A 19,766-nucleotide genomic window follows, 5' to 3' on the forward strand; every position below is an offset into this window, starting at 1 on the left:
GTCACCTATACGACCAACGATCCGCTCATGAGCCGAAACCTCGTCATCGTGGAGTCCCCGGCCAAGGCCCGGACCATCGAGAAATATCTCGGCAAGGACTATCAGGTCCTGGCCTCGTACGGCCACGTGCGCGATCTGATCCCCAAGGAAGGCGCGGTCGACACGGCCAATAACTTCGCCATGCGCTACGACGTGATCGATCGCAACGCGAAACACGTCGAAAAGATCGCGAAGTCGCTGAAGAAAGCAGACACCCTGCTGCTGGCCACTGACCCGGACCGCGAAGGCGAGGCCATCGCCTGGCATCTACTGGAGTTGTTGAAGGATCGTGGGCTGATCGAGAACAAGCACGTCGCCCGCGTGGTCTTTCACGAGATCACCAAGCGCGCGGTAGCCCATGCCGTGGATAACCCGCGCACGATCTCCAACGATCTGGTCAACGCCCAGCAGGCCCGGCGCGCGCTGGATTATCTGGTGGGCTTCAATCTGTCGCCGCTGCTGTGGCGCAAGGTTCAGCGCGGCCTGTCAGCGGGGCGTGTCCAGAGCCCGGCGCTGCGCCTGATCTGTGAGCGCGACGCCGAGATTGAGGCCTTCGAGCCCGAGGAATACTGGCGAGTCGAGGCGAAAGCCGAAGCCGAGGCGACACCCTTCTCGGCACGGCTGTCGCAATTGAATGGCGACAAGGTCAGCCAGTTCACGGTCAATAACCAGGGCAGCGCCCGCGAGGTGCTGGATACCCTGGCTGGCGCGGTCGGCGGTACGGTCGAGACTTATGAAGTCGATCCCGAGGCCGATTCGAAATCATCGGGCATGCGGGCCACCGGCGGCACGCTGCGCGTGGCCACGGTCGAGAAGAAACAGCGCAAGCGCAATCCGGCACCGCCGTTCACGACCTCCACGCTGCAGCAGGAAGCCGCCCGCAAGCTGGGTTTCAACGCCCGGCGCACCATGCGTACGGCCCAGGGCCTGTATGAAGGCGTCAAACTCGGCGACGGCGATGAAACCGGCCTGATCACCTACATGCGAACCGACTCGGTCAGCCTGTCGCAGGATGCACTGGCCGAGGTGCGCCAGACCATTGGCGATCGCTACGGCAAGAAGAACCTGCCGGACGCCCCGCGCAGCTTCAAGACCAAATCCAAGAACGCCCAGGAGGCCCACGAGGCCATCCGGCCAACGGCCAGCGCGCGGATTCCCGACGAGATCAAGCGCTATCTCACCTCGGACCAGTTCCGGCTCTATGAGCTGATCTGGCAGCGCACCGTGGCCTGTCAAATGGTGCATGCCCTGTTCGATACCGTCTCGGCCGATCTGGCCGCCGACCAATCCGGCCAGCATCTGTTCCGCGCCAGCGGGCGCACGCTGCGCGAGGCCGGCTTTCTGTCGGTCTACAAGGAAGGTCGCGACGATGACAAGGGCGACGACGACGCCGACAAGCGTCTGCCGCCGCTCGAAGAAGGCCAGATTCTGGATCTGAACGAAATCGTGCCCACCCAGCACTTCACCGAGCCGCCGCCGCGTTTCACCGAAGCCGCGCTGGTCAAGACGCTGGAGGAATATGATATCGGCCGGCCGTCGACCTATGCCTCGATCATCTCCACGCTGCAGGATCGTGAATACGTCGAGATGGACGGCAAGGCCTTCATGCCGACGCCGTTGGGCAAGATCGTCAACAAGTTCCTGACCGATCACTTCACCCGCTATGTGGACTACGAGTTCACCGCCAAGCTCGAAGATCGGCTGGATGCCGTGTCTCGCGGTGAAGAGGAATGGCAACCGCTGCTGGCCGAGTTCTGGGAGCGGTTTTCAGACCAGATCGAGGCCAAGCAGGATCTCTCGCGCGAAGAGGTCGCCCAGGCCCGTGAGCTGGGCACGGACCCCGAAACCGGCAAGCCGGTGATCGTACGAATCGGCCGCTACGGGCCGTTCGTGCAGCTGGGCTCGAAGGACGACGAAGAAAAGCCGAAGTTCGCCGGCCTGCGCAAGGGCCAGGACATGGACAAGATCACGCTCGACGAAGCGCTGTATCTGTTCAACTTGCCGCGTGATCTGGGCACGACGCCCGAGGGCGAGGAAATCCAGGTCAATATCGGGCGCTTCGGCCCGTATGTGCGTTTTGCCAAGACCTTTGCCTCACTCAAGGAGGATGACCCCTACACCATCTCGCGCGAGCGGGCGCTGGAGGTCATCGCTGAAAAGAAAGAGGCCGATGCCAAGAAACTCATCGCTCATTTCGAAGAAGCCGGCATCAAGGTCCAGCACGGCCCATACGGGCCCTACATCACCGATGGCAAGAAAAACGCCCGCGCGCCCAAGGACCAGGAGCCAACCGAGCTGACACTGGAACAGTGCCAGGAGATTCTGGCCAAGGCGCCAGAGAAGAAGAAACGCGGCAAGAAGAACACCAAGACCTCGGGCACCAAGGCCGCGACCTCGAAAAAGACCGCTGCCAAGAAAACCGCGACGAGCAAGAAAAGCACGTCCAAATCGGCGACGACGAAGAAAGCCGCCACCAAGAGCGCGGCCTCGAAGTCCACGACGAAAAAGACCGCCACCAGCAAGAAGACGTCGGCTGCCAAGACCAAGGCCGGCAAGACGTCGTCTTCGAGCTAGCTTGGTTCGGGGCGCCTCTTTTGAAATCGTCCGCTAATAGACGCCAATACGCGCGAATAAAAACGAACAAGACAAGACAATCCGCAGATTCACGCAGATTACGCAGATGTGGGCTTGGCGACGCGCCGCTGCGTGCCGGCTGAAAACGCTTGCCGGGTTGAACAGGCTCTGGCGACCGATAATCAAAGACGCCTTTCATCGGCGTTCATCTGCGGATAACCGCCTGTATTCATTCGCGTTCATTCGCGGATAACCATGGCTTTTCAGGGCGAACAGCAAACGAACGGGCATGAATAAAAAGACGATGGCCGAAAGCGAGCGTTTTCGCCTGTCCCGGTACGTGCGGACTTCAAAAGATGCCCAGAGAAACGCTTTTCAGCGCTTTTTCATATCATCGTCTTTTAATCTGCTCCAATCGGCGTCTATCGGCGGATTGGCTTGCCTGTATTCATTTGCGCGCATTCGCGTTCATTTGCGGATAAAAACAACGCTGGCACGAGGTGAACGATGAACGAGCAGGTCGGCGCACGGTTTCGTGTGCGTCATGCCGCGCGCTTGCTGGCCGACGGCGGCGTGATCGCGCATCCGGCTGACGGGGTCTGGGGACTGGCCGCTAATGCGGCCGACCCGGTCGCGGTGGGCCGTATTCTGGCCATGAAGCAACGCGACGTCTCCCGCGGGCTGATCGTGATCGCCGATGATCCGGCGCATCTGGCGCGGCTGGTAACCGCAGACGCCGACCAGGCATGGCAGCGGGCGATCGCCGCTTGGCCGGGCGCCGAAACGTGGCTGTTGCCGGCGGCTGCCGATGCGCCGGTCTGGCTGACCGGCGGCCGTGCCACCATCGCGCTTCGCGAGCCGGCGCATGCCTTGACCCGTGCCTTGTGCCACGCGTTTGGCGGCGCGCTGGTCTCTACCAGTGCCAACGTCACGGGCCGCCCGCCGGTACGCTCGACCTGGAGTGCGCGTGCACGTTTTGGCGCGGCCATCGACGGCGTGGTCGCCGGCGTGCCGGATACGCCGGGCATCCCGAGCACGATTCGAAACGCCGACACCGGGGAGATCATTCGTGGCGGTTGATACCAACGCGCCGGTCACCGCCGATGCGGTGATCGATTACTTCAAGGGGCTGCAGGATCATATCGCGGCCCGTCTGGAGGCCTTCGAGCCCGAGGCCCGGTTTTTCGTCGATCAATGGGATCGGCCCTCCGGCGGTGGCGGCGATACGCGCGTGCTGTCCGAGGGGGCCGTGTTCGAGCGGGCCGGGGTCAATTTCTCGCATATCACCGGGGATTCCCTGCCGGCCTCGGCCTCGGCGCGCCGGCCCGAGCTGGCCGGGCGCTCGTTCGTGGCCACCGGCGTGTCGGTGGTTGCCCATCCGTGGAATCCCTATGCGCCGACCGCGCATGCCAACGTGCGTTTCTTCATCGCCGAAAAACCCGGGGAGGCACCGGTCTGGTGGTTCGGCGGCGGTTTCGATCTGACGCCGCACTACGGCTTCGATGACGATGCGATCGCCTGGCATCAAGGCGCGCATGACGCCTGCGCGCCGTTTGGCGATGATCTCTATGACCGGTTCAAGGCCTGGTGCGACGAGTATTTCTATCTTCCGCATCGCGACGAGACACGTGGCATCGGCGGCTTGTTCTTCGATGATTTTGACGAGCTGGGCTTTGCCGATTCGTTTGCCTTCGTGCAATCGGTGGGCCAGGCGTTCATCGATTCCTATGCGCCGATCGTAGAGACACGCAAGGACCACGATTACGGCCCGGCCGAGCGGGATTTCCAGCTGTACCGACGTGGGCGTTACGTCGAGTTCAATCTCGTCTATGACCGCGGCACGTTGTTTGGCTTGCAGTCCAAGGGCCGTACCGAGTCCATCCTGATGTCGATGCCACCACGCGCGGCATGGCAGTATGCTTATAAACCGGTGCCCGGGAGCGCCGAGGCCGATCTGTATGCGCGCTTTCTCAAGCCTCAGGACTGGCTTCGGCGTGTCTAGAGATCGCGCCGGATCATAACTGGGGAGCTTGTACAGGCGATGCATATCACGCTGACGGAACTGCGCTATCTGATCGCGCTTGATAAGGAGCGTCACTTCGGCCGCGCGGCCAAGCGCGCCTTCGTGAGCCAGCCCACGCTGTCCGTGGCGGTCAAGAAACTCGAGGGCGAGCTCGGCGTGACCGTGTTCGAACGCAACCGCGGCGAGGCCCGGGTCACGCCCATCGGCCGGCGCATCATCGAGCAGGCCTATCGCGTGCTGGGCGAAGTCAGCGCGCTGGAATCCGTGGCCGAACAGGGCCGCGACGAGCTCAAGGGCCCGCTACGTCTGGGCGTGATCTATACCGTGGGCCCGTATCTGCTGCCGCATCTGATTCCGGCGCTGCGCGCCACCAGCCCGGATATGCCGCTGATCATCGAGGAAAACCTCACCGGCCAGCTTACCCAGCAGCTGCGCAACAACGAGCTCGACGCCGTGATCGTGGCCATGCCCTATGACGTTTCAGGCATGTCGGTCTGGCCGATCTACGACGAAAGCTTTGTCGTGGTCATGCCACAGAGCCATGCCTGGGCCCAGCGTGAGTCCGTCGATGCCAACGAACTGGCCGACGAGAACCTGCTGCTGCTCGGCCCGGGCCACTGCTTTCGTGACCAGGTGCTGGATCTGTGTGCGGGCTGTCGCGAAACCGAGGAAGCCCATCGCACCCGCTCGGGCTCGTCGCTGGAGACCATTCGCCATATGGTCGCCAGCGGGCTGGGCGTGACGGTCCTGCCACGCTCATCGATTCCGAACCTGTCGCATGAGTCGCGTCTTCTGGAGACCCGCCCGTTTTCCGGCACCGCGCCCAAGCGCCAGATCGCGATCGCCTGGCGACGCAGCTTTCCGCGCCCGAAAGCCATCAGCGCCCTGCACGAGGCGGTCATGGGCTGTGATCTGGCCGGGGTATCGCTCATGGAAGAGCAGAACGCACTCAACGTCGACGAGGCGTTTCTCGACGCGTCGTAGCCGTCGTAGGGGCGGACCGTACGTTACACTCAGGGCCATCGTTTGCCGGCATGCTCGGATATGCGCGCTTTTCTGATCTATTCAGCGCTCGTCGTGGCAGGACTTCTGCCTGTGTGTCAGGCCACGGCCAGGGTGAACGCCGATGCCGTGAGCGCCTACAGCGACACCACCCGCCAGCGCTTCATACGCGCGCTGGACGAGGCGCGCCACGGCGCGTTTTCGGCCCAGAGCGATCTGGCCTATGACCTGCGCAATTATCCGCTCTATCCCTACCTGACCGCGGCCGATCTGCAACACGAACTGGCGCGTGGGGCCGATGGGGCGCTGGATACGCGTATCAATGCGTTTTTGGCCGATTATCCCGACCTGCCGCCGGCGACAAAACTGGAAAGCGTCTGGCTGGACGATCTGGCCGATCGCGGACGCTGGTCCGAGGTTCTGAACCACACACAAGGCGTGGATACGACAACCGCGCGTTGTCGCGCCGAGGCAGCCCGTATCGGCATGGGTCGCGGCTCGCTGGCCAACGCCCGGGCGCTCTATGACGTCGGCGAAAGCCAGCCCGGCGCATGCGACCCGATCTTCGAATGGTTGGCCGGCCAGGGCGCGCTCGATTCCGGCCTGATCCGCAGCCGGGCACACAAGGCGATACTGAAAGGTGATACCGGCCTGGCCCAGTATCTGACCGGCCAGGCCAGCGGCGATGCGCCCGTGATCCAGAACTGGCTGGACCTGACGAACAACCCGCGCGGCCTCACCCAGGCTGCGCCGGGCCTGGACGACGATATCGCTGTTCATGTGTTCAAGCGCTACGTGCTGGCCGCGCCCGAGGCCGCCGCCGACGCGCTGCCCACGCTGGTAAGCCGTTTCGGTATCGACGCGGCCGGCAAGTACGAGATGCAGCGCTACGTCGCCCTGCTGTTCGCCGAGGAGCACCGGCCCGAGGCGCTGCTGTGGTTTGCCCGCGTCGATCATGCCCGGCTGGATCAGGCCGAGGATGACCACGCGCTGGGCTGGGAAATCCGCGCGGCGATACGCGATCAGCGCTGGCCGCTGGTCATCGCCGCGATCAACGCCCTGCCGCCGGCGATTGCCCAGGACGAGGAGTGGCGTTACTGGAAGGCCCGCGCGCTGGCGGCCACGGACCAGGCGGATGCCGCCCGGGCGATCTATCGTCCGCTGGCCGCCGAGCGTTCGTATCACGGTTATCTGGCCGCGGACGCGCTGGATCAGGACTATCAGTTCAACGAACAGCGCGTGCCCGATGACGCCGCGATCGCCGCTCGCCTGGATGCCCGGCCCGGCTATGCGCGGGCCCGCGAGCTGCATGCGCTGGGCATGGACAGCTACGCCTATCGGGAATGGCAGGCGATGATGAAGGCCCTGCCCCAGGACGAGCAGATGCAGGCCGCACGCCGGGCCTATGAATGGCGGTGGTATGCCCGGGCGATCCTCACCCTGGCTGACGCCGACTACTGGAACGACCTAGACATCCGCTATCCCACGCCCTACAGCGATGACGTGCGCGCGGCCGCCGCAGCCAACGATCTGGACCCGGCGTTCGTCTACGGTATCGTGCGCACGGAGTCGTTGTTCCAGCCGACCGTGGCCTCGCCGGTCGGCGCGCGCGGCCTGATGCAGCTCATGCCCGGCACGGCCAAGCTCGTGGCCCGCCAGATGGGCCGCCCCGCCCCCAGCAGCTCGGATCTGAACGACCCGCGCGAGAACACCACGCTCGGCGCGCGCTATCTGGCCGATATGGTCGATGACTGGGCCGGCAATCTGGCGCTGGCCACGGCCAGCTACAACGCCGGGCCGGGCAAGGTGGCGCAGTGGCTACCGCAGGCGAACATGGCGCCGGATATCTGGATCGCCACGATTCCCTATACCGAAACCCGCCAATACGTCCAACGCGTGATGTCACACATGACGGTCTTCCAGTATCGGCTGTCGGAATCGATCACGCGGCTGAATTCGCGCATCGATTCCGTGCGCCCTGCGTATCCGAATCGTAAGACGTCTTTTTAAGTTTCCGGGAGCTCAGTCATCGACGAATCAACCGACGGCCTGCCGGCCGGTGCTGCGCGTTACCTGGTCGGCGGCGCGGTGCGTGACGCCCTGTTGGGCCTTGCGGTGGCCGATCGCGATTGGGTGGTCGTCGGGGCGACACCCGAGGCCATGCAGGCGAGCGGCTATATCGCGGTCGGCCGTGATTTTCCGGTGTTTCTGCATCCCCAAACCCGCGAAGAGCATGCCCTGGCGCGCACCGAGCGCAAATCCGGCCCCGGTTATCACGGTTTTGTCTTTCATGCGGATACCGAGGTCACACTCGAGGCCGATCTGGCCCGGCGTGATCTGACCGTCAACGCCATCGCCGAGGCCCCGGACGGCGTGCGTGTCGATCCTTATGACGGCCAGGCCGATCTTGAAGCCCGGCGGTTACGTCACGTATCGCCCGCGTTTGTCGAAGACCCGGTGCGACTCCTGCGCCTGGCCCGCTACTATGCCCGTTTCGCCCCACTCGGCTTTACCGTGGCCGAGGACACACGGGCCCTGTGCCAGACCATGGTGGCTTCCGGCGAGGTCGATCATCTCGTGCCCGAACGGGTGTGGGCCGAGACCGAGCGCGCGCTCATGTGCGACGAGCCGGCCCTGTTCTTCTATTTCCTGCGCGAGATCGGCGCACTCGAGCGGCTGTTTCCCGAACTGTCGGCGCTTTTCGGCGTGCCCCAGCCGCCGCAGTATCACCCCGAGGTGGATTGCGGAATTCATACGCTGCTGGTGTTGAGCCTGGCCGCCGCCGACGACGCCGGGCTTGCGGCGCGCTACGGCGCGCTGTGTCACGACTATGGCAAGGGGCTGACGCCGGCCGATATCCTGCCCGGCCATCGCGGCCACGAGGAACGCGGCGTGATACCCGCCGATACCGCCAGCCGGCGCATGGGCGTGCCGCGCGCGCTGCGTGAAACCGCGTATCTGACCGCGCGTTGGCATACGCATATCCATCGCATCACCCAGCTCAAGGCCACCACGCTGATGGCGCTGTTTGAAGCCGTCGATGCCTTTCGTCGGCCCGACCGGCTGGAGAATCTGATCAGCGTGTGCATCGCCGACGTCCGCGGGCGCCTCGGCTATGAACACCGGGCCTATCCCCAGGCCGAGCTGGCCCGCAAGGCACTGGCCGCGGCCAATGCGCTGACGGGGGCCGAGGTGGTCGCCACGCACGGGCTGCGCGGCCCCGCCGTTGGCGAAAAATTACGCGAGTTGCGTGTCCTGGCTATTCAGCGCGCGATTCACGGCAGAGAACTTGCAGCACGAGACATAACCGCATGAATACCGACGCCGCACCTGTCGTGGTCACGGGCGCCAACCGCAATATCGGCGCGCATATCGCCAACCGCTTGATCGACGACGGTTTTTCCGTCATCGCCGTCTATCGCAGCGAAACCGACGACATCGCTGGCCTGATCGAGCGCGGCGCGCATGTCGTACAAGGTGAATTCGCCGATACCGCCAGCACGCGGGCTATCGCAGCTCGTATCCGCGCGCTCGCGCCCCGGCTGCGCGCCCTGATCCATAATGCCTCGGCCTTTGCCCCCACCGATGACGATATCGAGGCCGCCTCGGACCAGTTCCAGGCGTTCTTCGAGGTCCACATGCGCGCGCCTTACCTGCTCAATACCGAACTGGCCGACTGCCTGGCCGGCAGCCGCGAGGCGCCGGGCGATATCATCCAGATCACCGACATACAGGCCGACAACCCCAAGCCGGTCTATGACGTCTATTGCGCGACCAAGGCGGGCCTGCAGAATCTGGGTCTGTCGTTTGCCAAGCGTCTAGCCCCCACGATCAAGGTCAACATGATCCAGCCGGGGCCGATCTCGTTTCAGCACTGGGTGGATGAGGCCGGCCGTGAGCAGACTCTGGCCGCCACCCCGCTGCAAAAGACGGGCACACCGGAGACGATTTACACCGCCCTGCGCAGCTGTATGGACAACCCCTTCCAGACCGGCGCCGTGATCGCGGTGGATGGCGGTCTGCGCCTGGGGAATTGATCACTGGCGGTTGATCGCGAGCGGCTGGTTGCCGACAGCCGGCAGCTTCAGTCAGCGCCGGCCAGCTCGGCCCAATCGATGGCGATCAGCGGCTGGCACGGCGCGCTATCGTCGCCCCAGAGCGCGGCATACGTCCGGCCAAGGCTCGGATGAACACCCTGCGGTCGCAGCTCGGCCAGCGGTGCCAGCACGAAGGCATAGTCGGTGATATCGGCCCGCGGCACCCGAATAGTGCCGTCGTCGTGGATGGTGTCGCCGTAGAGCAACAGATCCAAATCCAGCGTGCGTGAGCCGTCGCGGGCACGCTGGGCCCGCCCGTTTGCTGTCTCGATATCGCGCAGGGCCGCCTGAACCTGCTCGATCGGCTCGTCGGTCGAGAATATCACCACCAGATTGATGAAATCCGCGCCGTCAAACCCCACCGCCGGACACCGATAGAGCGTGGAGATATCCAGCGTGCCAAAACGCGCGTGCAGCGCCTGAATCGCCGCCGGTACATAACGTCCCGGGGCGATGTTCGAGCCGATGCCCACGGCTGTATCCACGACCCTCGTCATACCGCCGGGCGCGTGATCTGTACGCCGACGTTCTTCGCCCCGCGCAGGGCGAACGGCTTGTTCAATCGCAAGGTCACGCGTGTGACGCCGAACTCCTCGATGATCAAGGCCGCAACCCGTTCGGCCAGGGTTTCGACCAGCTCGAAGCCGGCGTCTTCAACGAAAGCGATCACGCGCTTGGACACGGCCTTGTAATCCAGGGTCTTTGCCACGTCGTCGGTGGCTGCGGCCGCGCGAATATCGAAATCCATGGCCAGATCCAGCACTACGCGCTGGCGAATCCGGCGCTCCCAGTCGTACAGGCCAATCTGTGTATCGATGGCCAGTTGGTCGATGAATATCGTGTCCACGACGTTGAAGATCGTTGTATTGCAGCCGCTCAGGATACCGGCTTTGTTGGTCGCGGCGGGACCAGTGTTTCCAGCGACCAGCGAGCCGTGGCCTGGGCAGCGGCGATACCGGGCATGAAATCCCCCCGGCGCAGCCAGCCGGCCAGCGCGATCATGGCGGCGTTGTCGGTACAAAACGCCTGGCGCGGGTAATACAGCGCGAACCCGTCTGTCGTTCCGGCCGCGCCGAGACGATCACGCAGCGCCTGGTTGGCACCCACCCCGCCGGCGACGACGAGACGACCCGTGGCGCTATCGCGCATCGCCCGTCGACATTTGATCACCAGCGTATCGATCACGGCCTGCTGGAAACTGGCCGCGATATCGGCATGCACCTGCGGCGTGCCGTCACAGGCCTTGATCGCCAGCATGACCGCAGTCTTGAGCCCCGAAAAAGAAAAATCCAGGCCCGGGCGTTTGGTCATGGGTCGCGGAAAATCATAAGCGCCCGGATCCCCCTGCTCGGCGAGTGCCGCCAGCGCCGGCCCGCCGGGATAACCCAGCCCCAGCATCTTGGCGGCCTTGTCGAAGGCCTCGCCCACGGCATCGTCGATACTCTTGCCAAGCACCCGATACGCCCCGACACCTTCAACCGCCACGAGCAACGTATGCCCGCCAGACACCAGCAGCGCGGTATACGGAAAAGCCGGGGCTGCGTCTTCCAGCAACGGCGAGAGCAGATGCCCTTCCATGTGATGAACACCCAGGACCGGCACGCCCAGACTCATGCCCAGGCCCGACGCCACCGCACTGCCCACCAGTAGTGCCCCGACAAGCCCCGGGCCCCGCGTATAGGCAATGCCCGTGATCTCGGCCCGCCGAGCGCTGTCGCAGACGGTTTCGATCAGCGGCGTGATCTTGCGGATATGATCGCGCGAAGCCAGCTCGGGCACCACGCCGCCGTAATCGGCGTGCAGTGCAACCTGGCTGTGTAACGCATGGCCGGCCAGTCCGTCATCGCCGTACAAGGCCACCGCGGTTTCGTCACAAGAGCTTTCGATACCCAGGATCAGCGTGCCACGTTGCACGGTCGATATTTCAGGCGTATTATTCATCGTCCTATTCTAGCTGCGCGGTTAATAATCGTCAGCGGCTGGATCGACAAGACTGCACCTATTTTCCGGAGTGTGATGCTCAATGCCTAGCGTACGCGTAAAAGAGAACGAGCCGTTTGAAGTCGCCCTGCGTCGTTTCAAGCGCGGTTGCGAAAAAGCCGGCGTCGTGACCGAAGTACGCCGTCGCGAATTCTTCGAAAAGCCCTGTCAGACACGCAAGCGCAAGCGCGCGGCCGCCGTAAAGCGCCACGCCAAGCGTCTACAGCGTGAGCAGCAGCGTTTTACGCGTCAGTATTGATCGAGTCTCTCGATCACTGACACGGTAACGATTCGAATGAATCGTCTAAGACAGCGGCTTCGGGCCGCTGTTTTTTTGTCTGACGATCGCCGGCCCTGCAATCATCGCCGGCCATCGATTCGACATGTATCAATGTCTCTTGTGGAGAATGCCCTTGAACCTTAAAGAACAGCTGGCTGACGATATGAAGTCGGCCATGCGCGCCCGGGACAAGGAACGTCTGTCGGTCATTCGTCAGGCCCAGGCCGCCGTCAAACAGCGCGAAGTGGATGAATCCACCACGCTGGACGACGCCGAAGTCCTGGCCGTGATCGAAAAGATGATCAAGCAGCGTCGCGATGCCGAAACCCAGTATCGCGACGCCGGCCGCGATGAGCTGGCCGATGCCGAAAACGCCGAGATCCATGTCCTCGAGCATTATCTGCCGGCCCGGCTGACCGACGCCGATCTCGATGCCGTGATCGACCGGGCCGTGGCTGATCACGAGGGCGCAAGCATGCGCGACATGGGCAAGATCATGGGCCAGCTCAAGACCGAGCTGGCCGGTCAGGCCGATATGTCCGATGTGTCCGCGCGCCTGAAGGCCCGGCTGCAGTAATCCCTGATTCGCTCGGCCACGGCCGGGCGATACCCGAGATGTCATGGCACGCATCCCGCAGAGCTTTATCGATCAACTACTGGATCGCACGGATATCGTGTCGATCATCGACTTGCGGGTGTCGCTGAAAAAGACCGGCCGCGAGTACGGCGCCTGTTGCCCGTTTCACGACGAAAACACCCCCTCGTTCACGGTGTCGCCGACCAAGCAGTTCTATCACTGCTTCGGCTGCGGGGCCCACGGCAGCGCCATCAGCTTCTTGATGGAATACGACCGTCTGGAATTTCGCGACGCGGTCGACGTGCTGGCCCAGGCCGCCGGCATGGAGCTGCCCGAAGAAGCCGTCGAAGATACCCCAACCGGGCCGCCGCGCGAGCCGCTGTACGATGTCCTGCGTATCGCCGATCGGCATTACCAGAGTGCGCTGCGAAAAAATGACGCCACCATCGCCTATCTCAAGAAACGCGGTGTCTCGGGCGATATGGCCAAGCGCTACGGCCTGGGCCATGCCGCCGACAGCTGGGACGCGCTGACCGGCATCATCGGCGACAAGCCGGCCGCTGCCCGCGCGGGCATGCTTATCGAACGCGATTCCGGCGGCTACTTTGACCGCTTCCGGAATCGCTTGATGTTTCCGATTCGCGATACCCGCGGGCGCACCATCGCCTTCGGCGGCCGCGCCCTGGGCGACGACAAGGCGAAGTATCTCAACTCGCCGGAAACGCCGCTGTTTCACAAATCCGACCAGATGTACGGCCTGTACGAGGCACGCCAGGCCATGCGGGATCTGCCGCGTCTATTGGTGGTCGAGGGCTATATGGATGTCATCGCCCTGGCCCAGCACGGTTTTCCCAACGCCGTGGCCACGCTGGGCACGGCCACCACGGCCAGTCATCTGACCACCCTGTTTCGTCATACCCAGGAAGTGGTCTTCTGCTTCGACGGCGACGCGGCCGGCACCCGGGCTGCCCGCAAGGCCATGGATATCAGCCTGCCGGTGATGCGCGGCGCACGCCGTGTGCGCTTCATGTTCATGCCCGAAGGCGAAGATCCGGACACCTTGGTACACAGCGATAACGGCACGGCGCGCATGCAGGCGGCCATCGACGAGGCACGCCCGGCCTCCGAAGTGTTGCTCAACGGGCTGACCGAAGGCCTGGATCTGACCACGCCGGACGGGCGCGCCCAGCTGATCGAGCGCGCCCGTGCGCCGATCAACGCACTGCCACCGGAAGCATTCCGCGCCGAGCTAATCGGTGAGTTATCGCGATTGTCGCGCCTGCCCTCGGCCGATCTGCGCGAGCTGTTTGCCACCCATGCCAGTGCGCGACCGGCCCATGACACGCCTGTGGCACACAAACCCGCCGCCCGCGAGGCCGACAGCGCTCGCGTGACACCCGTTACCCGCGCCCTGTCGTTGCTTCTGGCCGATACCGCGCTGGCCGGCAAGGTCGATAATGCCCGCGCCGACCTAGCCGATCACAATAACCCCGGGGCAAGAATTCTGGCCGAGGCGATTGACTTTTTCGCAAACAACCCAAATGTCGCCGTTGCACGATGGTTGGAGCGATACCGGGACAATCGTTATTTCTCGCGCCTGCAGACACTGGCCGCCCAGAGCCCACCCGGGGACGACGATACCCGGGCCGACGAATTCGTCGACGCGGTGGCCCGGTTGTCGCAGCAGCGCCGCTCGCGCCAGACCCTGCGCGAGCGCTATAACGCCCTGCTCGCCCAGCAGGAACACGGCCCGCTGGATGAGCGCGCCGCACAAGAGTTGAAGGAAGTCTTGAGCCAGCTGCAGGGCAGCACCGGCTGATCGATCACGCGCCCTGTCACGGGCGATGCTAAACTGGTTGGTTATCGCCGAGTGCGCCCTGCCCCTAAGATTCAACACGCAGCGAGTCACATGAGCAGCAAAGACAAGAAATCACAGCTTCGGCTTCTGATTGCCCACGGCAAGCAGAAAGGTTATCTGACCTACGCCGAGGTCAACGATACTTTGCCCGACGATATCGTCGATCCCGAGCAGATCGAAGACATCGTCAACATGATCAGCGACATGGGCATCACGGTGCACGAGCAGGCACCGGACGACGATGACATGACCATCGCCGGCAACACCGTCAACGATGACGACGACGACGATGCCGAAGAAGCCGCCGCCACGCTGGCCGCACTTGATCCACAGTTTGGCCGCACGACCGACCCGGTGCGCATGTACATGCGTGAGATGGGTACGGTTGAGCTGCTCGATCGTCAGGGCGAGATTCGTATCGCCAAGCGTATCGAGGAAGGCCTGGCGGAGATGATGTACTCGCTGGCCTATTTTCCGGCCACCACGGGGCGTCTGCTCGAACTCTGGGAACAGGTCGAGGCCGGTGACAAGCGTCTCACCGACGTGCTGGTCGGCTTTGTCGATCCGGACACGGGTGACCCGATCGTCAACGAAGAAGAAGCCGAGGCCACCGGCGCCGAGGCCGACACGGACGCCGACGACGAGGACGAAGAAGACAGCGCCCCGGCGCCGGGTAACGATGGCCCCGATCCCGAAGAGGCCAACACCCAGTTCGCCGAGTTGCGTCGTCTGCACGATCAGGCCGTGGACAAGCTTGAATCCAAGGGCCGCGAAGCCGCGGAAACCGAGGTCGCACTGGCCGGCTTGGCGCAGCACTACATGCGCTTCAAGCTCGTGCCCAAGACAGCCGACGATCTCACGCTGCAGCTGCGCACGGCCATGATCGATATCCGCAGTGCCGAGCGCGACATGCTGCGCATCTGTGTGAACGAAGCCGGCATGCCGCGGCGTGATTTCATCCGCCAGCTGCCGGAAAACATCACCAACGTCGACTGGCTCGACAAGCTCATCCGGGCCAAACGTCGTTATTCCTCGACGATCGCCAGCCGGCGCGATGACATCGTGCGCCACATGAATCGCATCCGCGAGATCGAGAACGAAAACTCGCTGGACGTGAATCACATCAAGGAAATCAACCGCAAGATGTCCATCGGCGAGGCCAAGGCCCGTCGTGCCAAGAAAGAAATGGTCGAGGCCAACCTGCGTCTCGTCATCTCCATCGCCAAGAAATACACCAACCGTGGCCTGCAGTTCCTGGACCTGATTCAGGAAGGCAACATCGGCTTGATGAAGGCCGTGGACAAGTTCGAATACCGTCGCGGCTACAAGTTCTCGACCTATGCCACCTGGTGGATTCGCCAGGCCATCACCCGCTCGATCGCCGACCAGGCCCGCACCATCCGTATCCCGGTGCACATGATCGAGACGATCAACAAGCTGAACCGCATCAGCCGGCAGATGCTTCAGGAAATGGGCCGCGAGCCAAACCCCGAAGAACTGGCCGAGCGCATGGAGATGCCCGAGGACAAGGTCCGCAAGGTTCTGAAGATCGCCAAGGAACCGATCTCGATGGAAACCCCCATCGGCGACGACGAAGACTCGCACCTCGGCGATTTCATCGAAGACATCAACGCCATCGCGCCCGATGATTCCGCCTCCGGCGAGTCCCTCAGAGAGGCCACGCACAACACCTTGGCCAGCCTCACCCCGAGAGAAGCCAAAGTGCTGCGCATGCGTTTCGGCATCGACATGAACACCGACCACACCCTCGAGGAAGTCGGCAAACAGTTCGATGTTACCCGCGAGCGTATCCGCCAGATCGAGGCCAAGGCCCTGCGCAAACTGCGCCACCCCTCGCGTGCCACGTTCCTGAAAAGCTTTCTGGACGAATAACGCATACCCGCCGCCGGCCTTGGCCCGACAAGGCCGGCGCGCTATAGTTTCGCGCCGGATGCGCAACGCATCCGGCGTTTTCGTCTGACAAGACGACGGGCCTGTAGCTCAGTGGTTAGAGCAGGGGACTCATAATCCCTTGGTCGTCGGTTCGAGTCCGACCGGGCCCACCATTAAATTCAGTTGCTTATCCCGATTCGCCAACACAAGGCTTTTTCCGGGTCTTGCTCTGGGCAGCATATGGGCAGCAACCCGATTCAATCGATTGACGTGGCTCGACTGCCTACCCTCATCCAACACCCCGCCCAGCCGCATCTCGTCTTTCATCAACCCGCGCATGCTCTGCTTTCGCAGATAGCGAAAAGGTCCGAGAACGGCTAACGCGCCAAGATCCCACCGGCCCGCTTTTCATCAACCAGTACGCTCTTGATCTTCGTCGTGAGTGCCCGACCGGCCTCGATGCCCTGCTGGCGAGCTTGCTCTTGGCTTTGGCCGGGGCTGGATTGCACTGTGACGTGATTGGTGACGTGGATTGACCGGGCGCCCTGGTTTGTCGTGTTGTTGGTGGTCTGCTGGTTGAGATAGCGAGTCAAGTCACGGTTCATGCGTGCGTCGACCACGCGCTCGCCTTTTTCGAGGTTCCAGGTGCCGGTGTTCGGAACGCTGTCGATGCCGTCGTGGGCCTGGCCGGCTAGGCCACCGGTGGAGGCCATAGCCACGCTGCCAACGCCGGATAGCATCGACGTTGCTTGTGCCGCCGCAGTCGCTGCCGCGGCCAGGTTGGCCGGGAAAGGAAGGCTGGATTTGAACGCGCCAGAGATGGCGTCATAGGTGGCCAGCACCGAATTGGCCACGCTAAACGCTTTCGACGCTGCGAACAGTCCTTGATATATGCCGCTTTGCTCGCCGGCAAACGTCCGGCTCAGGTCGGCTAGGCTGGAAAACGTCTGAGCGCTGCCGGCGATGCGCGCGCGGCCGATTTGCTGGTCGTATTGCAAGATCCGATTGTTGTGGGCCTGGTCCAGCGCCTCGATTGCTGCGTTGGCGTTGGCCTTGTCCTCTTGGTGCTGGCGGGCGTATTCCTGAAACGCTTCCCGGCGTCGCTGGTAAGCCTGCTCGAACTGGTCGCGCTCATCGCCCAAACGATTGGCCTCGCCGAAGGCGCCGTTGTACTGCGGATCGAGCCCGGACATCCCGGGCAGGCCCTGTGTCGCCATGCTCTGCGCCATTTGGCCGGCTCGGGCCTGCCCGGCCGCTTGCAGGCCCTCGGGCAGGTCATTGGCCGCGGCTCGGGTTTGCTTGATCTGCTCCAGGCGCTGCCATTCCGGGTACAAAGTGGCCACAGCGTCACGCTGGCGATCGAGCATATCCAGCTGTTGTGCCATCTGTGTGAGCTGAATCTGGCGCTCAGCTGAAATGCCTTTCAGACCGCCCTGCTCTACGTCGTAGGCCGTCTGTGCCGCCAGGCTGTTCTCGTCGTACAGCGCGATGCGGCGTTGCAGGCTATCGCGCTCGCTCTCGAAGGCGCTCGTCAGCTGATTGGCCGCGCGCTGCTGCTCGGTCAGGGTGGCGGTGGCTTTCTTGTTGCTCTGCGAGAGCTTGATGATCTGTGAATCGACCTCGGCGATCGCACGCCGGTAGGCGGCCACATGGGCCGGGTCGTCGGCCATTGCCGCCTGGAGCTTGCGCCGATCCTGTTGCAGCTGTTCGAGCTTGCGATGGGTCTTGTCGTAGTCGGCCAGAAGGCTCGGCGCGCCTTGGGTGACGCCGCGACGCGGCGCGTTCGCGGTGATGGTCGTCTGCGATGTGGGGCCTGCCGGCACCGGTTTATCGCGCACCCCTGCATCGTCCTCGTCACCGAAGAGACGATCGTAGAGATAGCCGGGGCCGGTACGGCTGGCAGCAAAAGACGCGATACCGCCGATATCGAATCCGCTTATCGCGTCGGCGAGCTTGCCCACCTCGGACACGCTGCGCGCGGCGCTGGTGGCAATACTGCCCATGCCGCTGGCGATCGTCGCCACGCCGTTCTTGAAGTCTTCGTCTCTGAAGATCGCGGCCATCTCGTCCGCGTGGCCCGCGGCCTGATCGATTGCCGGCGACATGGCGATGGCGAACTGGTTCGACACGCCCGTGGCCAGCCCGCGCAGCTCTTGCATGTTCTGATTGGCTTCGACCAGCCGGGCGTTGTCCACGGCGGACAGGCTGATGCCGAAGCGCCGGGCTTGATCGGTGTACTCACGAAGCGCCGCCGCGCCGTTGTCGAGCAGCGGTAGAAGCCGTGCGCCGTCGTCGGCGATGCTTTCGAGCACGTTGACCTGTTGCGCTCGGGGCAAGCCCTGGATGGCCTGGCCGATGGTCTCCAGCTGCTGGGTGGGGTTCTGGCGCTGGAGCTGGTCGGCCGACACGCCGATACGATCCAGCACCTCGGCCATCTCGCCGCCCCCGGTCAGGGCGGCATCGCCGATCTTGTCGGCCAGATCTTTGAAGATATCCGATGCTTTGTCGGCCCCGATGCCCGCCTGCTCGGCGGCGTACTGGAATGCCTGCACTTCCCCGGCCGTCGTGCCCAGGGTGCGGGCCAGATTATCCGCCTCGCGCGCGGCCTCTGCCTGGCGGGCGGTCAGCGATATCAGGCCGCCGACCGCGGCCCCAGCGCCCAAGGCGCCGATGGCGGCCGATGTGCGCGCGATGGTACTGGTCAGGTTGCGATAGCCTCGCGCTGCGACCGTCGCCGTGCGGCGCTGCCGGGCGGCAGAGCGCGCACTGGCCGCGTCGAGCTTGGCGATCTCGCTCTCGGTGGCCCGGATCGCGCGGATGCCGCCCTTGGCGTCGCCGGTGATGACAAGACCGGTTTTGTATTGTCGTGCCATGTCAGCCCTCGATCGCTGGCGCAGCCGGCCAGCATTCGTTCATTTCTTTGGAGAGGTGGCGCCGCACCGCGCTGGCAAAGGCGGCCGCCTTCTCATCCAGCGCCTGGGCTTCGGCACGCGTAATCACGCCCGCGTGATACAGGCGGGCGGGCAGGTTTTGCGCAGTCACGCCGGCGTTGAGTGGTTCCAGCACTATCGTGGCCGGCACTTCGCTGGGCGCAGCGGCTGGGCGCCCGAATGGCACGACGCGATTATCGTTGCTCATCGTTTTGGCGCCCGTGGCTCGTGGCCATAGATGGCGGGGATAGCGCGCGATAGCTCGTAGACGGGGGAATTGCCGACATGGCCATCGGGCTCGATGCCGGCAGTGCGCAGCTTCGCGCGCACCGTGTCTCGGTGCAGGTTCAGCGCGGCGCCGATCGTCGAGATGTTCCAGCGAAAGCCGTCGTTGCGCGGTTGATGCGTCGGGTTATTGGGCGGCTTCGCCAGCTCGGTCACTTGTCGTCTGGCCGCTTTCTTTTGCATATCAATCACTTACCTAGCTACTGCATAGCGCCCTGCTGCTGCTGC

Annotated in this window: 18 protein-coding genes and 1 tRNA gene; 13 read left to right on the plus strand and 6 right to left on the minus strand. The window is 63.7% G+C overall.

Going from position 1 to position 19,766, the window contains the following annotated elements; genetic code table 11:
- Positions 1–27: 27 nt before the first annotated feature.
- From SAJA_RS01900 to SAJA_RS01935, 8 genes are all read left to right on the plus strand, one after another.
- Positions 28–2,613, plus strand: coding sequence for a DNA topoisomerase I (locus tag SAJA_RS01900; protein WP_123656970.1), 2,586 nt, complete (start codon positions 28–30; stop codon positions 2,611–2,613).
- Positions 2,614–2,902: 289 nt separating this feature from the next.
- A complete protein-coding gene (locus SAJA_RS01905) occupies positions 2,903–3,124 on the plus strand; it encodes a hypothetical protein (RefSeq protein WP_123656971.1) in 222 nt (73 codons plus the stop codon).
- On the plus strand, positions 3,121–3,693 hold the full coding sequence (locus SAJA_RS01910) for an L-threonylcarbamoyladenylate synthase (protein ID WP_123656972.1): 573 nt from the start codon (positions 3,121–3,123) through the stop codon (positions 3,691–3,693). Before SAJA_RS01905 ends, SAJA_RS01910 begins: the two co-directional genes overlap by 4 nt.
- Positions 3,683–4,615, plus strand: coding sequence for an oxygen-dependent coproporphyrinogen oxidase (gene hemF, locus SAJA_RS01915; RefSeq protein WP_123656973.1), 933 nt, complete (start codon positions 3,683–3,685; stop codon positions 4,613–4,615). The genes SAJA_RS01910 and hemF overlap by 11 nt, the downstream gene beginning before the upstream one ends.
- Before the next feature lie 45 nt (positions 4,616–4,660).
- Positions 4,661–5,620: a LysR substrate-binding domain-containing protein gene (locus tag SAJA_RS01920; RefSeq protein ID WP_184999706.1), complete on the plus strand. Its 960-nt coding sequence runs from the start codon at positions 4,661–4,663 to the stop codon at positions 5,618–5,620.
- 93 nt (positions 5,621–5,713) lie between these two features.
- Positions 5,714–7,648 carry a transglycosylase SLT domain-containing protein gene (locus tag SAJA_RS01925; RefSeq protein WP_123656975.1) on the plus strand — a complete coding sequence of 645 codons (1,935 nt, stop codon included), beginning with the start codon at positions 5,714–5,716 and terminating at the stop codon, positions 7,646–7,648.
- 39 nt (positions 7,649–7,687) lie between these two features.
- Entirely contained in the window at positions 7,688–8,953 is a 1,266-nt protein-coding gene (locus tag SAJA_RS01930) for a multifunctional CCA addition/repair protein (protein WP_123656976.1), read from the plus strand.
- On the plus strand, positions 8,950–9,675 hold the full coding sequence (locus SAJA_RS01935; protein WP_123656977.1) for an SDR family oxidoreductase: 726 nt from the start codon (positions 8,950–8,952) through the stop codon (positions 9,673–9,675). The genes SAJA_RS01930 and SAJA_RS01935 overlap by 4 nt, the downstream gene beginning before the upstream one ends.
- Before the next feature lie 47 nt (positions 9,676–9,722).
- On the opposite strand, the gene folK is transcribed toward SAJA_RS01935, so the two are convergent.
- The 3 genes from folK to tsaD are packed head-to-tail and all read right to left on the minus strand — an operon-like array spanning position 9,723 to position 11,676.
- A complete protein-coding gene (folK, locus tag SAJA_RS01940) occupies positions 9,723–10,220 on the minus strand; it encodes a 2-amino-4-hydroxy-6-hydroxymethyldihydropteridine diphosphokinase (protein WP_221180088.1) in 498 nt (165 codons plus the stop codon).
- 8 nt (positions 10,221–10,228) lie between these two features.
- The gene (gene folB, locus SAJA_RS01945; protein ID WP_123656979.1) at positions 10,229–10,582 is read right to left on the minus strand and encodes a dihydroneopterin aldolase; all 354 of its coding nucleotides are present in this window, start codon (positions 10,580–10,582) and stop codon (positions 10,229–10,231) included.
- A gap of 29 nt (positions 10,583–10,611) precedes the next feature.
- Positions 10,612–11,676, minus strand: coding sequence for a tRNA (adenosine(37)-N6)-threonylcarbamoyltransferase complex transferase subunit TsaD (tsaD, locus tag SAJA_RS01950; RefSeq protein ID WP_123656980.1), 1,065 nt, complete (start codon positions 11,674–11,676; stop codon positions 10,612–10,614).
- A gap of 82 nt (positions 11,677–11,758) precedes the next feature.
- Between tsaD and rpsU the strand changes: the two genes are divergently transcribed.
- The 5 genes from rpsU (at position 11,759) to SAJA_RS01975 (ending at position 16,496) form a co-directional block, all read left to right on the plus strand.
- Complete coding sequence (gene rpsU, locus SAJA_RS01955; protein ID WP_123656981.1) at positions 11,759–11,974, plus strand: 30S ribosomal protein S21; 216 nt, start codon at positions 11,759–11,761, stop codon at positions 11,972–11,974.
- A 154-nt stretch (positions 11,975–12,128) separates the two neighbouring features.
- Entirely contained in the window at positions 12,129–12,572 is a 444-nt protein-coding gene (locus SAJA_RS01960; protein WP_123656982.1) for a GatB/YqeY domain-containing protein, read from the plus strand.
- A 43-nt stretch (positions 12,573–12,615) separates the two neighbouring features.
- A complete protein-coding gene (gene dnaG / locus SAJA_RS01965; RefSeq protein ID WP_123656983.1) occupies positions 12,616–14,391 on the plus strand; it encodes a DNA primase in 1,776 nt (591 codons plus the stop codon).
- Positions 14,392–14,424: 33 nt separating this feature from the next.
- The gene (gene rpoD / locus SAJA_RS01970) at positions 14,425–16,323 is read left to right on the plus strand and encodes an RNA polymerase sigma factor RpoD (protein WP_123656984.1); all 1,899 of its coding nucleotides are present in this window, start codon (positions 14,425–14,427) and stop codon (positions 16,321–16,323) included.
- 97 nt (positions 16,324–16,420) lie between these two features.
- Positions 16,421–16,496: transfer RNA gene (locus SAJA_RS01975), tRNA-Ile, on the plus strand.
- 204 nt (positions 16,497–16,700) lie between these two features.
- Here the strand turns inward: SAJA_RS01975 and SAJA_RS01980 are convergent.
- Genes SAJA_RS01980 through SAJA_RS01990 form a run of 3 tightly spaced genes read right to left on the minus strand, consistent with a single transcriptional unit; the run spans position 16,701 to position 19,721 of the window.
- Positions 16,701–19,196, minus strand: a complete 2,496-nt coding sequence (locus SAJA_RS01980; protein WP_123656985.1) for a hypothetical protein — start codon at positions 19,194–19,196, stop codon at positions 16,701–16,703.
- A gap of 1 nt (position 19,197) precedes the next feature.
- Positions 19,198–19,461 carry a hypothetical protein gene (locus tag SAJA_RS01985; RefSeq protein WP_123656986.1) on the minus strand — a complete coding sequence of 88 codons (264 nt, stop codon included), beginning with the start codon at positions 19,459–19,461 and terminating at the stop codon, positions 19,198–19,200.
- Entirely contained in the window at positions 19,458–19,721 is a 264-nt protein-coding gene (locus SAJA_RS01990) for a hypothetical protein (RefSeq protein WP_123656987.1), read from the minus strand. Before SAJA_RS01990 ends, SAJA_RS01985 begins: the two co-directional genes overlap by 4 nt.
- Positions 19,722–19,766: the final 45 nt, after the last annotated feature.

Source organism: Salinisphaera japonica YTM-1 (assembly GCF_003788585.1).
Classification (GTDB): domain Bacteria; phylum Pseudomonadota; class Gammaproteobacteria; order Nevskiales; family Salinisphaeraceae; genus Salinisphaera; species Salinisphaera japonica.

Bases quoted from the DNA above. Each gene is read 5' to 3' on its own strand.
- SAJA_RS01990 (WP_123656987.1), bottom strand. From the start codon at position 19,721: ATGCAAAAGAAAGCGGCCAGACGACAAGTGACCGAGCTGGCGAAGCCG.
- SAJA_RS01905 (WP_123656971.1), top strand. From the start codon at position 2,903: ATGAATAAAAAGACGATGGCCGAAAGCGAGCGTTTTCGCCTGTCCCGG.
- SAJA_RS01980 (WP_123656985.1), bottom strand. From the start codon at position 19,196: ATGGCACGACAATACAAAACCGGTCTTGTCATCACCGGCGACGCCAAG.
- rpsU (WP_123656981.1), top strand. From the start codon at position 11,759: ATGCCTAGCGTACGCGTAAAAGAGAACGAGCCGTTTGAAGTCGCCCTG.
- dnaG (WP_123656983.1), top strand. From the start codon at position 12,616: ATGGCACGCATCCCGCAGAGCTTTATCGATCAACTACTGGATCGCACG.
- SAJA_RS01985 (WP_123656986.1), bottom strand. From the start codon at position 19,461: ATGAGCAACGATAATCGCGTCGTGCCATTCGGGCGCCCAGCCGCTGCG.
- SAJA_RS01900 (WP_123656970.1), top strand. From the start codon at position 28: ATGAGCCGAAACCTCGTCATCGTGGAGTCCCCGGCCAAGGCCCGGACC.
- SAJA_RS01910 (WP_123656972.1), top strand. From the start codon at position 3,121: ATGAACGAGCAGGTCGGCGCACGGTTTCGTGTGCGTCATGCCGCGCGC.
- tsaD (WP_123656980.1), bottom strand. From the start codon at position 11,676: ATGAATAATACGCCTGAAATATCGACCGTGCAACGTGGCACGCTGATC.
- SAJA_RS01935 (WP_123656977.1), top strand. From the start codon at position 8,950: ATGAATACCGACGCCGCACCTGTCGTGGTCACGGGCGCCAACCGCAAT.